The sequence below is a fragment of the Halosolutus sp. DAT137 genome, from assembly GCF_059736405.1.
In genome coordinates this window covers 168,102-182,577 of the sequence record NZ_JCAQID010000008.1, presented here as the reverse complement: position 1 = coordinate 182,577, position 14,476 = coordinate 168,102, and the positions used below count along the sequence as shown (strand labels likewise).

The following is a 14,476-nucleotide window of genomic DNA, read 5'->3' as shown; positions in this document are numbered from 1 at the left end:
GGCGTTTCCCCGCAATCCCTCCCGCCGAGCGGAATCGTGAGAGTAAAATCGTGCCACTGACTCCGTACACTCGAATGGACGATCGCGATCGTGGGTTCGACCTCGATGGACGGCTCGACGATCTCGAAGCGGCGGAATTGAAGCGAACCCTGTCACCGGTCGATCGGGTAGCCGAGCGAGGCTACTTCGCGGCCCCTTCGGGCGGCGATCTTCCCGTCCTCGATTCCGAGGAAGCGCTCGTGTTCGCGTCGAACAACTATCTCGGATTGACCGACGACCAGCGCGTACAGGACGCGGCCCGACAGGCGGCCGCGACGGTCGGGACCGGCGCGGGTGCGAGCCGACTGGTCACCGGCGACACACTCGTTCATCAGGATCTCGAACGGGTGCTCGCCGAGACGAAGAGAACTGATCGCGCGCTGACCTTTTCGTCGGGGTACGCGGCGAACGTCGGGACGATCGCGGCGCTCGCGCCCGACGTGATCTTCTCGGACGAGCGCAATCACGCGAGTATCATCGACGGCTGTCGGCTGTCGGGAGCCGAGACCGTCGTCTACGATCACTGCGACGTGACGGACCTCCGATCGAAACTCGCCGGCCGAGCCGGTCGCGCCGACTCCGACGCGCAGTCGTGGCTGATCGTCACCGATTCCGTGTTCAGTATGGACGGCACCGTCGCGCCGCTGTCGGAAATTTGTGATGCAGCCGAAGCCTACGGGGCGTGGGTCATGGTCGACGAAGCCCACGCAACCGGGCTCTACGCAGATGGCGGCGGCATCGTTCAGGCGGAGGGCCTCGCTGATCGCGTCCAGATCCAACTGGGAACGCTGTCGAAGGCGCTGGCCAGCCAGGGTGGCTACGTCGCCGGAAACGAGGCCCTGATCGAGTTGCTGATCAACGACGCCCGATCGTTCGTCTTCTCAACCGGGCTGAACCCGCCGGCCGCCGCCGCCGCCAGCGAGGCGTTACATCTCGCTCGCCACAGCGACGCGCGCGAACGGCTCTGGGAGAACGTCGCCCATCTCCGGGACGGTCTCGAGGCGATGGGCTTTCGAGTGCTCGGAGATTCCCAGATTCTCCCGGTGCTCGTCGGTGATCGAACCACCGCACTCGAGTTGGCCGAGGCGGTCCGGGCCAGAGGCGTCGTCGCACCCGCGATCCGGCCGCCGACGGTCCCCGACGGAGCCAGCCGAATTCGGGTCGTTCCGCTCGCAACCCACGATCAGGCGGACATCGTCACCTGTCTCGAGGCGTTTCAGGCCGCCGGGGAGGCGGTCGGCGTGTTATGACGGGGGACGCCAAAGCGCCAATCGCGATCGTCGGCACGGACACAGGCGTCGGCAAGACCGTCGTGACGGCGGCGCTTACGCGCTGGCTCCGCGAGCGGGGGGTCGACGCGAGAGCGATCAAACCCGCCCAGACCGGCCACCCGCCGGACGACGACGCGAGGTTCGTGGGCAAGGCCTGTGGCGACGACGACGCGGCGACCTGTCTCCGGCATCTCGAACCGCCGCTGGCACCGCGCGTCGCCGCCGCGGAATCCGGCGAGACGCTCTCTTACGACGCCATTTTCGAGGACTGCCGGGATGCTATCGACGCAACCCCGGCCCCAATCATCGAGGGTGTCGGCGGACTCAGAGTGCCACTGGCCGGCGACAGGGAGGTGCTCGATCTCGTGGTCGATTGCGCCCCGGCGGCGATCGTCGTCACGCGATCGGGGCTGGGAACGCTGAACCACACGGCGCTCACGGTCTCGGCGCTCGAGCGTCGCGGCGTCTCCGTTCGCGCAGTCGTCTGCAACGAGTACGAGGGGACGACGGTCGCCGAACGGACGAATCCGGCAGAACTCGAACGCATGACCGACCTCCCGGTCGAAACGGTCCCGCCGCTTCCGGGAACTGAACCGCGGACGCTCGCAGCGGGGGTCTGTGATGCGTTGTCGCAGGCTTTTCTCGACCGGTTCTCGGCGGAAGAAGGATAACCGCGATCAGGCCGGCGGGAGGGGCGGTTCGTCCTCGACGGGTCGGCGATCGTCGTCGGCGCTCGACCCGGTATGGGTGATCGTGTCGTCGAGTCGATCGACGAGGTGCGACACGATATCGGACTTGCGGTGTTCCACTTCGAGATGGACGTGGAGGTCCGTCTCCTCGCCGTACGTGTCCGCACACAGGGGGCAATTGTAGTCGCTCATGGGGGAATTCTCACTGATGAGTACGACACCGCTCACCACCGTAATAGTGTCGATCGTTCTATAGGTTGATACTTTTTGTTCTGTTCCCATCACACGAGAAACCGATACGCGGCAGCGAACGTGGTCGAGAACGGCTTACAGGAAATCCGACAAACCTGATTGATCATCGTCAGGTTCCTCAGTCTGTGGCTCCTCGGTCGACGATTCTTCGGCCGATTCCTCAGCACCGATAGCCACCGATTCGTCGGTCGACCCCTCGGCGTCTGAAGCCGGCTCGGTCGTCGCGGTAAGCGATTGCTGGCCACCGGCAGTTGCTTCACTCGCGTCCGTCTCCGCCGCGTCGCTCTGTGTCGCATCCGACTCCTCCGTTCCACCGTCAGAGCCTTCCACAACCGTCTCGGGCTGGAAAAAGGCGTTTTCGGCGTGGGCGACCGCCTGGTCGGACTGCAACTCGTCGGCGTCCTCGACGATCGACTGGACCTTGTTGGTATCATTGCCGCTGCCGGTGACAAACGAGACGTCCCCCTCGTCGAGGTCGTAGATGGCGGCCATGCGAACCGTCAGGTCGCGGTTCGTACAGTGGTGGGTCATCGCAGCGAGAAACGGCATGATCTCGCGGCGAGCCGTTGCGACGCTCGTCCCCTCGCGCTCAGCAATTCGCTCGGCGATCGAGTCGCGAGTGTTTCGCGTTCCCTTGGTTCTCCCGAGTTTCGACCAGTAACTCGGCGGACCGTACCGGGTCCAGCCGCCTTTCGGCTCGCGGCGCGAGGCAGCGACGCCGGCGGTCATGTTGTCGGTCGCGTATCGCCAGTAGGAGTAGTTCTGCGTCGATCGAACGCGGCCGAGCCAGCGATCGGCGTTCGCGAGATAGCCGTAGGCGTCGGCCAGTTCCGCCCCCTCGTAGTCTTTCGGGACGTTGTCCTCGATCCAGTTTAACAGTTCGTCCGGCGTTTCGTCGACGTCGTAGGACGCCCGAAGCGCCCCTTCGGCGTCTTCCTCTTTGATCAGCGCGTCGAGGTAGTCGAAGATCCCCTCGGTCGTGTCCCGATCGCCCGTGACCACGTCGTCGACGGTCAGCCGCTCGGCCTCTTCGGCGACCGCCTGGAGGTCGTTGACCGCCGATCGGAGGTCGCCGCTCGTGGCTTCGGCAATCTTGGTCAGCGCGTCCTCCTCGTATTCGATTCCCTCCCGGCGGCAAATGTCCCGTAACACGGGGACGATCGATCGCTTCGAGATGTCACGGAACTCGATCGTCTCGCAGGCGCTGCGAAGCGACTGGCTCATGTCGTAGAACTCGTTTGCGAGGAGGACGATCGGCTGGTTGGCGTCTTTGACGACGCGGGTCACCTCCCGCGAACCGCCGTAGTCGGCGTTGCCGTGGAAGTTGTCCGCCTCGTCCAGAATGACCAGCCGGCGGCCGGCCCCACCAGCGGTGAGGGTGCCGCTCTTTGCGGCTTCGCCCGCGATGCGCTCGATGACGTCGGCTCCGCGGCTGTCGCTGGCGTTGAGTTCCATCACGGGCCAGCCCATATCGTTTGCCAGCGCGTGGGCCGCGGAGGTCTTCCCGACGCCGGGGCTCCCGTGAACGATCACCGATTTTCGGTGGTCCTCCCAGCTCCGTGCCCACTCCTCGAGCTGATCACGGGCCTTGTTGTTCCCCCGCACCTCCGACAGCGTCGTCGGGCGGTACGTTTCGGTCCAGTCGCTCATTGCACCGTGATAGGGACGAGTCGCGTTTAGTGGTTGCGGAGCGTCGTTCCTCGTCGACGGATCTACGATAGACGAGACCTGACGCCTTCGTACCTGTGTCCTCAGTCAAGACGAGGGGGTCGCTCGCAGCAACTGCTCTCGTTCTCCATTGGACCAACCCGCCGAAAGCCGTCTTTGAAAACGTGTCTACAGCTGATCGATAATCGCGTCGGTCACGTCGTCGGTCGAGGCGTCGCCGCCCAGGTCCGGCGTTCTGGGACCGTCTGCGAGCGTTTCCTCGACCGCATCGTGGACCGCATCAGCCTCCTCGTCGTAGCCGAGGTGCTCGAGCAACATGGCCGCGGAGATGATCGCCGCGGCCGGGTTCGCGACGCCCTCGCCCGCGATGTCGGGCGCGGTGCCGTGAACCGGCTCGAAGAGGGCGCGATCGGGACCGATGTTCGCGCTGGGGAGTAGTCCGAGGCCGCCGACGAGGCCGGCTGCGAGGTCCGAGAGCACGTCGCCCGCGAGGTTCGGACAGACGACGACATCGAACTGGGTCGGGTCGAGACAGACCCGCGTCGCGAAGGCGTCCATCAGCACTTCGTCGGCGTCGACGCCGTGTTCGGCCGCGACCGCGGCGACCGTATCGCGGAACAGACCGTCAGTCTCGCGCATCACGTTGGCCTTGTGGGCGATCGTAAAGCCGTCGTGAGCGTCGTCGGAAACGTACTCACAGGCGAACTCCGCGAGGTTTCGCGAGGCTGACTCGGTGACGACGCGGGTCAGCGTCGAGACGTCCTCGGTTAGCCGGTTCTCGTGACCCGCGTAGACGCCCTCGGTGTTCTCCCGGAGGAAGACCAGATCGGTCTCGGGGCGGACCGCGTCGATACCCGGATACGCCTTGGCCGGACGAACGTTGACGAACGACTCGACGGCCGATCGGAGCGGGAGGATCACGTCGGCAGCGGTCTCGCCTGCAGCGCCGAACAGCGTCGCGTCGGCCGACGCCGCGAGGTCGTACGTTTCCTGGGGCAGCGCCTCACCCGTTTGCTCTTTCACCGCGTCACCCGCGTCCGCCTCGACGAATTCGAATTCGATATCGAGCGCGCTGAGAACGGCAACCGCAGCGGGTGTCACTTCCTGTCCGATCCCGTCGCCCGGAATGACGGCGATTTCGTGAGTCATACCCTATCTCTCTGCGGCCCCGAAAAGAGCGTATCGATGTGGCGACCCGGGGGCAGGTACTAGGGACGGTCGCCGCCATCCGTTCGGCCTCGCTTCATCCCGTTCCGATGTCTTTAATTGAAAACGGTGAACATAAGCAACCAGAGTATTCCGTACCTCAATATAGTCGACTCTCGTAGCACAATCTATGAGTTCGAACACCAGAACCCGAGTCGACGAAGTAATGTCGACGCCGTTAGAGACGATCTCCACGGACGCGACCGTTCAGGAAGCCGCAACGCGGATGCGCGACAAGGAAATCAACGCGCTGGTCGTCACAACCCACCCGCCGTCGATCGTCACCAGCACCGACGTACTCGCGGTCGCCGCCGACGGCCGCAATCCCGCGGAAGTTCCGGTCACCGACATTATGACGAAGTCCGTCGAAACCGTGCCACAGGACATCTACCTCGAAGAGATCGCCGCGATGATGACCAGTTTCGGGATCAAGCACCTCCCCGTCGTTGACGAGGACGACGAGTACGTCGGCATGGTCTCCTCCAGCGACGTTACTGCACAACTCTCTTAACAGTCGAAACGGTTCGATCGGATTCGGATAAATCAGTTATGACTGTCGCTGATCGGAGCGAATGCGACGGTCGATCAAAAGTACGCTCGTGCCGGCTCAGTTCCGGGCACCACGTACCGGAGATAGCCCACGAGATAGACGAGAAAGAGACCGACGTATCCGTCTCGCTCCTGTCGCCGTGGCGAGGTTACTACCGGGCAGGTTCGGTCGTAGACGACCACCCCCTCTCGCTTGAGCCGCAGCGAGAGATCTGTATCCTCGAGAAACGGAAGCGACTCGTCGAAGCCGCCGATCGACTCGAATGCCGATCGCCGGACGCTGCAGTTCGGTCCCGGTTGCTGGACGAACCCGAGCGGCCAGCTGAGTCGGTACCACCAGTCAGAAAAGACGTGAAACGCGATCCGGTGTCGCCGGTCGTCTGTGCAGGGACCGAGCGGACCGCCGACGCCGACGACTAACGGGGTGGCGTAGTGGCGGTAATGACGTCGAACCCACGTCGGCGGGACGACCGTGTCCGCGTCGGTAAAACAGAGCACCTCGCCGCTGGCGACGGCTGCGCCGCGGTTGCGGGCCGGTCCGGGTCCGTCGCGCCGGTCGTCGACCAGGACGCGATCGGCACAGTCGTGCGTTTCTGCGATCGTCAGCGTCGATCGGTCGCACGCGACGACGAGCACCTCGATCGTGCCCGCAAACTGCTGGTCCGCAAGCGAGTCGAGGGTTCGCTCGAGTCGGTCGTCCTCCTCGCAAGCGGGGATCACAACCGAAACGTCTGCCATCGTTCGGGAGTGTCGGTTCGAGCAGTAAAATGACGCCGATCGTCGGATTCGATCGGACCCCGATCACTGCCCACGTGGGGCATCACGCAGTGGCGACCGTCTCCGCTTGAGGGCCCTCAACGATCGTCGACCGACGGTAGAGGTAGAACAGCCCGACAAGAATGTGAACGAACGGGATGATGAACCCGAACATCCAGAGGCGGGTTCTCGGTGACCACTCCGTGCGGGATCGGACGAACCGCAGATCGCAGTAAGCGACGGTCGGGAGGGCGAGCAGACTGACGAATAGCGCCGACGTGACGTAGACGCTGGGGCCGGTGTCAACGAGCACGAACGCAAGAATCGAGACACCGACCGCACCGATCAGTTCGGATCGCCAACTGTCGACGATCTCCCGTTTGAGAACGGTCGTGAATCCGGTCACCGCCATACCCACGCCGCCGAAGAACGTGGCATAAAAGCCGGTGTGGTATTCGTACACGTTGTTCGCCTCGAGCATTCCGGACTCGAATGCAAAGGCCCACAGCAGGTGACCGACCAGTCCGAGGCTCTCCTCACCGAGTATCGAATCGAAAAACTGCGTCGGGAGCCCCAGCAGTATCGCCCCGCAAAGGAACGCTGCGAGGGCGGTTCGACCGTCCCATGGACGATAATATGCGACCGCGGCGACCACTCCGACGAGCACTAGCACCAGGTTTCCGTGCGTCGTCCCGCTGCCGGAGAAGGTGACGGTATCGATCGTGATCCACGACATGAATACTCCGAGTGCCGCGAGGAGGCCACAGAGAAGGACGATCGTTTCACCGGTCACTGTTTCACGATCCGCCAGTACTGACCACGACGTGTGAGTCATTTCGTTGTCCTTTCGATCCAGAACACATCAACGTACCTGTTACGTATCGTCGACATATTCCGATCGCTGCCACCGCTATTGCCACCGTCGAAACTCCCTTTTGACGTGGTTGCCTACCGCCGACATCTCCATGACGACGGTCACAGTTAGTGCGGGCGCGCGGCTCCACGTTGGATTTCAGAACCTCTCGCTCGCTCGCCAGCGTCTCTACGGGGGGATCGGAATCGGTCTCGCGGAGCCGCGCGTGACTGTCACCGCCCGGCCGGCCGCCGCGATCGAAACTGACGACCCTCTCGTTCGGGAGTACGCCCGCCGCGCCGTCGAGGTACTGGACGTTGCCGGGATCGAGATTTCGGTCGACGAGCGGCTACCCCGCCACGTCGGACTCGGCAGCGGCACGCAACTCGCCCTCTCCGTACTGGAGGCGACCGGGCGCGCCTACGGCCAGTTACCGGCGATCCGTGATCGCGCGCCGGCGATGGGACGAGGTGGCCGCAGCGGCGTCGGCGTCGCGACCTTCGAAGACGGCGGCTTCGTCATCGACGCGGGACACCCGACGAACCGGTTTACTACGGAGCCGCCGGCCGAAGGCGACTGGACGGTCCCGCCGGTCGTCGCTCGCCACGACCTGCCCTCGGAGTGGCGGTTTCTTGTCGTCGTTCCCGACGCGGATCCCGGACGCAGCGGGGACGATGAGGACGCGAGCATGCGCGCCGTCGTCGAACGTGCCGACCCCGCGATCGCGGACGAGATCGCAAGCGTCGTCACCCGGAAACTGCTGCCGGCTGCTGCGGAGGGCCGCCTCGAAGCGTTCGGCGAAGCGATCGCCGAGATCGGACGCAAAAACGGCGCGTGGTACGCGGACGCCCAGGGCGGCGTCTTTCGCCCGCCCGCGGGGATCCTCGTCGAAACCCTCGAGGACTGTCCAGTGCTGACCGGGGTTGGCCAGTCGTCGTGGGGACCCGTCGTCTACGGCGTGACCGACGCGACCCACGCCACTGAGGCGGTGACCGCAGCACAGGATGCGCTCGCGAATCGCTACCTCAATGGCAATATAATACTCGCACGCGCCGCAACGGAGGGCGTACGGGTTCGCGAGGAGTTCTCCGAGGACTAAGCGTGCGCCCGGACCCGGAGGTCGCCTTCGAACTTCGCCGTGGTACCGGCAATCAGACGGTGCCACAACAGGTAAGCGGCCTCGCACGAAGGGGGGCGTATGGAGCGGATGCCCCTCGGCGTATCCCGGCTGGATCAGGTAATGGGCGGCGGGGCACCGGCCGGCAGCGTCGTGTTGCTCGCCGGCGAATCGGGTGCCGGCGCGCGCGAATTTTGCTACACTAGCGCGGTACTGAACGGGATCGCGTCGGCAGATCCGGATCAGTTCGATCTCTACTACGGCGATCTGGATGCGAACGCGACGATGCCGACGGATATCCACTACATTTCCTTCACCGACGAGCGTCGCGCGGTCCGCGACGAGATGGCGTTCGTCCTCGAGGACGACCTCGTCGACGCGGGACTGTCGGCGGTCGAATTCGTCGAATTATCCGAGGAGTATTTCCAGCTGACGCCGGTTCCGACGGCGTGGTACAGCGAGCGAGCGACTGATATTACGGGGCTTGGCAACCAGACCGGTCGAACCGACGTGCTCGAAGCCTTCGGCGACTACCTCACCGACAACGCCGAAAACGGGTTGATCGTCGTCGACTCGGTGACGGACCTGATCGCGGCGTCCGACGATCGATTCGGGTGGCCAGAACTGACCGCCTTGCTCAAGGGACTCGCACGGGCCTCTCACCGCTGGGGCGGCATCATCTTGCTTCTCGTCAACACCGAGGTGTTGACCCCGACGGAACTCGGCCGTCTCAAGGAGGCCGCGGACGGGACCCTTCGCTTCGAGTGGGAAAGCGGCGGCTCGGAGCGCGCCCGGACGCTCGTCGTCGAACAGTTCCGGGGCGTTCTCTCGCGACTCGAAGGCGAGAATATCGTTCGCTTCGAGACCGAGATCCACGACGGCGGCTTCGACGTCAGCAACGTTCGGAAGATTCGGTGACACCCCAGCAACACCGTCCGACTGATCCGGTGAACGCCCGGCGCGTTCGCAGGCATCAGGACTCAGCGACTGAGTCTGCAACAATCCTTATGAGAACATCGTCCGAACGTGGAGTACATGGCGAGCGAGGATCACGACGACGGTGGGGTCTCGTTCGCGCTGCCGGCCGACGTCGACGACTGGGTAACCGACACGGCCGACCGGCGCGACGAGTCGCGCGACGACGTCTGTCGACGCCTCGTAACAGCAGCACACGCGATCGGCAGCGACGAGGGGATCGAGCCGGTCGATCGGGACGACGTCGACGACCTACAGGGGCAACTCGACGCCCAACGCGAGGAGTTCGTCACACTCCTCGAAGACGTTCGATCGCGGGTGATCCAGGTCAAGCGCGAAACGGACGCGAAAGCGCCGGCCGATCACGACCACGACGAGTACGCCACCGACGATCGCCTCGACGCGGTTGCGGACGACGTGGCCGCACTCGACGCCGAACTCGACGCCATCGAAGCGGATCTCACCGACGGGTTCGATAACTTCGAGGACCTTCTCGAACACCTTCTCGACCGCACTGACGACCTCGACGATCGGTCGACGGTTCTCGCGAAGGCGATCCTCGACCTCAGGGACCGACGCGACGCGAGCGCCGAACGCGAACGACGACGGGCAGAAGCCGATCGGTTGAAACTTGCGGCGAACCGGCTCGGCGTTCGCAAGGCGGGCTGCGATGCGTGTGGTTCCGGCGTCGACCTCGCGTTGCTGACCGAACCGGAGTGTCCCCACTGCGGGACCCCGATCGCAGACGTCAGTGCCAAGTCGTCTATATTCGGCTCGCACACGCTGGAGACCGGTGAACCGCCGGCGCTCGAGGGACACGTCGAAACCGTCGTCGAGTCGACACCCGACGAGGTTTTCGAGGCGGTCGAAGCAGACGCCGATGGGGACGCCGACGCAGATCGGAACGCCGACGCCAACGCAGACACCGAGGGGACGGGAGACGGCGAACGCGACGGGCCGGAATCGAATCGAACCAGCAGGAAGAAGACGGAGGCGAGTCGATGACGGATCCCGACGATGTGGCCGACGACTCGGAGCCAACGTCCCGAACCGACGATCCAAGTTCACCCTCGACGAAGTCACCCGCCGTCTGGTCAGCCTCCGACGCCAGTAAACCGACGGCCGGCAAGTCCGATAGCGATCGCGAGGATGCCACCGACAACGGCGACGACGCCGACGGCCCGCGGATTGTTCGGTACGACGAGCGCGACAACGAGTCGACAGATTCCGGCCGAACCGGGCCACTCAGCGATCTTGCCGCGGAAATCGACGCCGATCGGGAGCGATCGGGTGAGCGAGAATTTGGTGACTTATTTGAGCAAGAAGACGTGGCCGAAATCGATCGGGACCGGCTCTGGGACCGGATCGAGGCCGACCAACAGGCGTCGGAGGCAGTCATTGGTGATAGTCGTGAGATCCGTGAAATCTCGACGCGAACGTACTGCCACCAGTGTGAGCATTTTACGTCGCCACCCGAGGTCGGCTGTACGCGCGAGGGAACCGAAATCATCGAGATGCCGTCACTCGGGACTTTTCGCGTCGCGGACTGTCCTATCGTCCTCGAAGACGAAGATCTCGAACGTCGGTACTAGTTCCCTTCTAAGCGTCGACCAGACCCGAGGACCTCGAAGGTGCGTTTTTTGCGTTCCGAACTCGTACCGACCGGTATGAAATTTTGCGACGACTGCGGTTCGATGATGAAAGCGGACGGCGATCGGATGGTCTGTACCGGTTGTGGCGCATCCACTGACCGCGATCGCGATCTGGAAGACGCGTTCGTCACGACCGAGTCTCAGACCGACGACGAAGTGATCGAGTCCTCCGAGGAGGCGAACTTCGAGGGGAAGCCGAAGGCGACGGACGTAATCTGTGACGAGTGCGGAACGCAAGAGGCATGGTACACCCTCAAGCAGACGGCGTCGGCCGACGAACCGCCGACGCGGTTTTTCAAGTGCACCGAGTGCGGGTATCGCTGGCGGGGGTATAATTGACCCTCAAATGGAGCGAACGTGTGCGAACTGGCCCTATGTCAGCGTCGATCTCGTCTCCGCGAACTCCTCTCCGTTCGGTCGTACTGGAATTCATAAATGACGCGTGAACCGACGATCGAACCGGCGACACAAGACGACCTCGAGGTGATCGCGAACCAGTGGGTTCGGCTGGCTCGCGGTCAGCGCGAGTGGGGATCAGCCGTTCGTGGCGAATCGAACCGCGATGCGATGCGGGAAACTCTCGCCGCACACCTCCACACCGGTGGTCTCTTCGTCGCAAGGGAGCGCACAACACCAATCGGATTCGTCTCGTTCTCGATCGAACGCGGCACGCTGGCGCTCGATCGGACGAGAGGCGTGGTCTCGAACCTGTACGTCGAACCGGCCCACCGGGGTCAGGGTATCGGAACCGCGCTGCTCGAAGCCGCCGAGCAAGCACTCGCTGAACGGGGCGCGACGACCCTGCTGCTCGAGGTGATGGCCGAGAACGAACCGGCCCGTCGATTCTACCGCAAACGGGGGTACGACAGCAACAGAATCCGAATGCAGCGATCGATCACCGATCGATCGGAAAACGACACACACTCAAAGGAGGACGGATAATCATCAGCCAGCGCCAGGGGAGCATGGGCGGTTCATGCACTCGACTTGTAATCGAGACTTCGTGGGTTCAAATCCCACCCCTGGCTTGGTGGCGCGATCGATTTTTGTGCGCCCGTAACGCCGACTGGGAGCTGAACCACGATCGTTTCGCTACGGCTCACTCTCTGGTTCACCTCCCTCTCTGATACGGATTCGTGTCCGTAGTTACCGCCGATCGGCCACGACGGTTCTCTGATCGGCGGTAATTGATGACACGAATCCGTATGACTCGTTCTGGAAAAACGGACGAGAGGAGCAATACGGTCTGTTATAATCTGTTCCTGGCGATCGCTGCTCCGGTCGAGCGATCGCCGGGAGCCGTTACGACGATCCGTATGAGAGAGCGGTAGGGCTAAAAAAGACGAGACACACAGCGAGACGAGCAGTTCTGGCGTCGTTCACAATCCCTCCCGGCCTACGGCGGTCCCGTGCGTTTCGAGTGCCACCGACGGTCCCGGTGGAGCCGGCACAAACCGGAATCGATCGGTCGGAACGCTACAACCCTTGCCTGCGGTCCGAATATTACTCCTTGAACTGTTCTGTAAATATAAATAGTCATAATATTATGAGAGATGGGATACCCAAAATAACCGTGATTGTGTGTATGTGGTTTTCAGTGTATATATTCATACATCAACTTCGGGTTGAGGCCAGTGGATTTATAGCCATCCACAGAATGGCTCCGATCAATGCTACTCTCACTCGATCGGTCGGATGGTGACGAGGCCACAGCACTCAGTTACGAAGTCATCGCAGCGGTCGCTGAGCGAGAAGGGATCGATCCCGTCGAACTCGAACCACCCGAGTACGATGCGCTCTACGACGTGGTTAATCCCGAGGCACTCGACGCCCTCTTTGCGCCGCGACAGACCGGACACGATCGATCGGCGGGCCTGGTCGAATTCCCTTTCTGTGGCTACGACATTACCGTAACGAGCGACGGAACCGTAGAGCTTTCAGAGCGAACACCGATACGTAAGTAACACGGGCTCCAGCACCCAGGAAGGGACCAATATCCCGGAGAGCACTACTGCTCCCGGGATTTCAGCGGCATTCGTTCGAAAGTCGCTCTCGCCAGGCCGATGGTATCGGCGCCGATCCGCCGGTCTCCCTATCGATAACCACCTGGACGGTCCGAGCCGTCGCCGCTACCTCGCCGTCCGCGCGAATCTCGTACTCCATCGGAATGCTCGCGTTCCCGATTTCGGGGATCCGTAACGCGACCGTGACGGTCTGGTCGACCTCGATCGGCCGACTGTAGTCGATTTCCAGGTTCGCAAGGACCGTATCCGCTTCGGCCAGCGAGACGCCCACGACGTCCATAAAGAAGTGCTGTCTCGCCTGCTCGAGATAGGACGCGTAAACGGCGTTGTTCACGTGGCCCATGAAATCGATGTCGCGCAATCGCGGCTCGATTTCGGTTTCGTATGTGTACTCGCTCATCTCGCGGAGCTACGAAGGCAGCCAGGGTATATGTACGTGGTTCGACCGCCGCCGACGATCGCCCTGCACCACTTCCGGGTAAGCCGCAGACGCCCCTCGAGTGGTCCCGAACGCTCGGGTCACTCCGAATTCAGCGTCGCCTCGAAAACGGTCTCGTGGAGTCGGTCGGCCACGATCTCCATCAGCGGCTCCATGTTCTCCGTGTCCGCGCGATTGTATTCGACGAGTGTCTCGAGGGATTCGTCGTCGCCGCGTTCGTACTCGTGCCAGAGGCGAACGGCGTCGCGGCCGCTGAGATCCGGCATGTCCCGATCGATGCCCAGTTTTCGTTCGATCGACTTTAGCCCGCCGTCCAGTCCCAGCCGCTTGCAGGGATACATGAGATCGACGTGTGGCACCGTGACGTCGATGTCGAAGCAGGTTTCGAGAAACGGAACGTCGAACCGCTGGCCGTTGAACGTCACCAGCAGCGACGCCGCCTCGAGTTCGGTTTCGAGCCGACGACCGGTGAGATCACGACCGTTCACGAACGTCTTCGTCTCTTCGCCACGATAACAGCTAACGGTCGTCACGTCCTCGCAACTGGGGTCGAGCCCGGTCGTCTCGATGTCCAGAAAGCACGTGTTCTCTCTGACGTTCTCGTAGAGCCGCCACCGACTCGAGGCCGGGAGTGCCGCCGCAAACGGGGCAACGTCGCCGCGGGCCAGGTGGTCTCGACCCTCGTCGATGAACGTCTCGATCCGATCGGCGGTCGTCGGTCCGACGACGCTGCCGTCGAATGCGTCCCAGTGTGTAATTCCGTGTTCCCACAGCCGTCGTTCGGTAACCTCACCGACGCCCTGGACGGGAATGAAACTGTTCTCGATTCGCACACAAGAATCGGCGCACGGCGACGATAAAAACGCTTGGATCACCGACGAGTGTCGTCGACACACGACCGCTATGGCCACCCGGCCTCTCAACCGTCCCGCACTAGTACCACCGATACTGGGTGCAGACCGATCGCATGACCGCTATGCGATCGT

The 14,476-nt window shown here is 63.1% G+C and carries 17 protein-coding genes and 1 tRNA gene; 11 read left to right on the top strand and 7 right to left on the bottom strand.

The annotated features are described in order from the left end of the window. Positions 1-74 precede the first annotated feature (74 nt). Both AC6I6L_RS14050 and bioD read left to right on the top strand, forming a co-directional pair. Positions 75-1,289, top strand: a complete 1,215-nt coding sequence (locus AC6I6L_RS14050) for an aminotransferase class I/II-fold pyridoxal phosphate-dependent enzyme (protein ID WP_497918392.1) — start codon at positions 75-77, stop codon at positions 1,287-1,289. After that, complete coding sequence (gene bioD / locus AC6I6L_RS14045; protein WP_497918391.1) at positions 1,286-1,981, top strand: dethiobiotin synthase; 696 nt, start codon at positions 1,286-1,288, stop codon at positions 1,979-1,981. The genes AC6I6L_RS14050 and bioD overlap by 4 nt, the downstream gene beginning before the upstream one ends. Positions 1,982-1,987: 6 nt before the next feature. Here the strand turns inward: bioD and AC6I6L_RS14040 are convergent, their stop codons facing one another. The 3 genes from AC6I6L_RS14040 to AC6I6L_RS14030 all read right to left on the bottom strand — a co-directional run bounded on the left by AC6I6L_RS14040 (position 1,988) and on the right by AC6I6L_RS14030 (position 5,068). Further along, a complete protein-coding gene (locus tag AC6I6L_RS14040; RefSeq protein ID WP_497918390.1) occupies positions 1,988-2,191 on the bottom strand; it encodes a hypothetical protein in 204 nt (67 codons plus the stop codon). Positions 2,192-2,326: 135 nt separating this feature from the next. After that, positions 2,327-3,901, bottom strand: a complete 1,575-nt coding sequence (locus tag AC6I6L_RS14035) for a replication factor C large subunit (protein WP_497918389.1) — start codon at positions 3,899-3,901, stop codon at positions 2,327-2,329. Positions 3,902-4,087: 186 nt separating this feature from the next. Next, entirely contained in the window at positions 4,088-5,068 is a 981-nt protein-coding gene (locus AC6I6L_RS14030) for an isocitrate/isopropylmalate dehydrogenase family protein (protein ID WP_497918388.1), read from the bottom strand. Positions 5,069-5,291: 223 nt separating this feature from the next. On the opposite strand from AC6I6L_RS14030, the gene AC6I6L_RS14025 reads away from it, so the two are divergent. Then, positions 5,292-5,636 (top strand): CBS domain-containing protein, encoded by a 345-nt coding sequence (locus AC6I6L_RS14025; RefSeq protein ID WP_497918611.1) that lies wholly within the window; start codon positions 5,292-5,294, stop codon positions 5,634-5,636. Between the two features lie 74 nt (positions 5,637-5,710). On the opposite strand, the gene AC6I6L_RS14020 is transcribed toward AC6I6L_RS14025, so the two are convergent. Both AC6I6L_RS14020 and AC6I6L_RS14015 read right to left on the bottom strand, forming a co-directional pair. Beyond that, positions 5,711-6,412 carry a glycosyltransferase family 2 protein gene (locus AC6I6L_RS14020; protein ID WP_497918387.1) on the bottom strand — a complete coding sequence of 234 codons (702 nt, stop codon included), beginning with the start codon at positions 6,410-6,412 and terminating at the stop codon, positions 5,711-5,713. 82 nt (positions 6,413-6,494) lie between these two features. Beyond that, the gene (locus tag AC6I6L_RS14015) at positions 6,495-7,265 is read right to left on the bottom strand and encodes a hypothetical protein (RefSeq protein ID WP_497918386.1); all 771 of its coding nucleotides are present in this window, start codon (positions 7,263-7,265) and stop codon (positions 6,495-6,497) included. Between the two features lie 130 nt (positions 7,266-7,395). On the opposite strand from AC6I6L_RS14015, the gene AC6I6L_RS14010 reads away from it, so the two are divergent. The 8 genes from AC6I6L_RS14010 (at position 7,396) to ddfA (ending at position 12,991) form a co-directional block, all read left to right on the top strand. Continuing rightward, positions 7,396-8,382: a beta-ribofuranosylaminobenzene 5'-phosphate synthase family protein gene (locus AC6I6L_RS14010; RefSeq protein ID WP_497918385.1), complete on the top strand. Its 987-nt coding sequence runs from the start codon at positions 7,396-7,398 to the stop codon at positions 8,380-8,382. A 99-nt stretch (positions 8,383-8,481) separates the two neighbouring features. Next, the gene (locus tag AC6I6L_RS14005; protein WP_497918384.1) at positions 8,482-9,318 is read left to right on the top strand and encodes an RAD55 family ATPase; all 837 of its coding nucleotides are present in this window, start codon (positions 8,482-8,484) and stop codon (positions 9,316-9,318) included. Between the two features lie 117 nt (positions 9,319-9,435). Beyond that, complete coding sequence (locus AC6I6L_RS14000; RefSeq protein WP_497918383.1) at positions 9,436-10,380, top strand: hypothetical protein; 945 nt, start codon at positions 9,436-9,438, stop codon at positions 10,378-10,380. Next, on the top strand, positions 10,377-10,967 hold the full coding sequence (locus AC6I6L_RS13995) for a DUF8135 domain-containing protein (protein ID WP_497918382.1): 591 nt from the start codon (positions 10,377-10,379) through the stop codon (positions 10,965-10,967). Before AC6I6L_RS14000 ends, AC6I6L_RS13995 begins: the two co-directional genes overlap by 4 nt. Positions 10,968-11,042: 75 nt before the next feature. After that, positions 11,043-11,366 carry a transcription factor S gene (locus AC6I6L_RS13990; protein WP_497918381.1) on the top strand — a complete coding sequence of 108 codons (324 nt, stop codon included), beginning with the start codon at positions 11,043-11,045 and terminating at the stop codon, positions 11,364-11,366. Between the two features lie 96 nt (positions 11,367-11,462). After that, positions 11,463-11,969: a GNAT family N-acetyltransferase gene (locus tag AC6I6L_RS13985; RefSeq protein ID WP_497918380.1), complete on the top strand. Its 507-nt coding sequence runs from the start codon at positions 11,463-11,465 to the stop codon at positions 11,967-11,969. A 12-nt stretch (positions 11,970-11,981) separates the two neighbouring features. Further along, positions 11,982-12,055, top strand: a tRNA-Thr gene (locus AC6I6L_RS13980). A gap of 642 nt (positions 12,056-12,697) precedes the next feature. Further along, positions 12,698-12,991, top strand: coding sequence for a DdfA family disk-determining factor (ddfA, locus tag AC6I6L_RS13975; protein ID WP_497918379.1), 294 nt, complete (start codon positions 12,698-12,700; stop codon positions 12,989-12,991). 61 nt (positions 12,992-13,052) lie between these two features. Here ddfA and AC6I6L_RS13970 read toward each other — a convergent pair whose 3' ends face one another. Further along, a complete protein-coding gene (locus AC6I6L_RS13970; RefSeq protein ID WP_497918378.1) occupies positions 13,053-13,451 on the bottom strand; it encodes an acyl-CoA thioesterase in 399 nt (132 codons plus the stop codon). A 119-nt stretch (positions 13,452-13,570) separates the two neighbouring features. Continuing rightward, positions 13,571-14,323: a ribonuclease H-like domain-containing protein gene (locus tag AC6I6L_RS13965; RefSeq protein ID WP_497918377.1), complete on the bottom strand. Its 753-nt coding sequence runs from the start codon at positions 14,321-14,323 to the stop codon at positions 13,571-13,573. Positions 14,324-14,476: the final 153 nt, after the last annotated feature.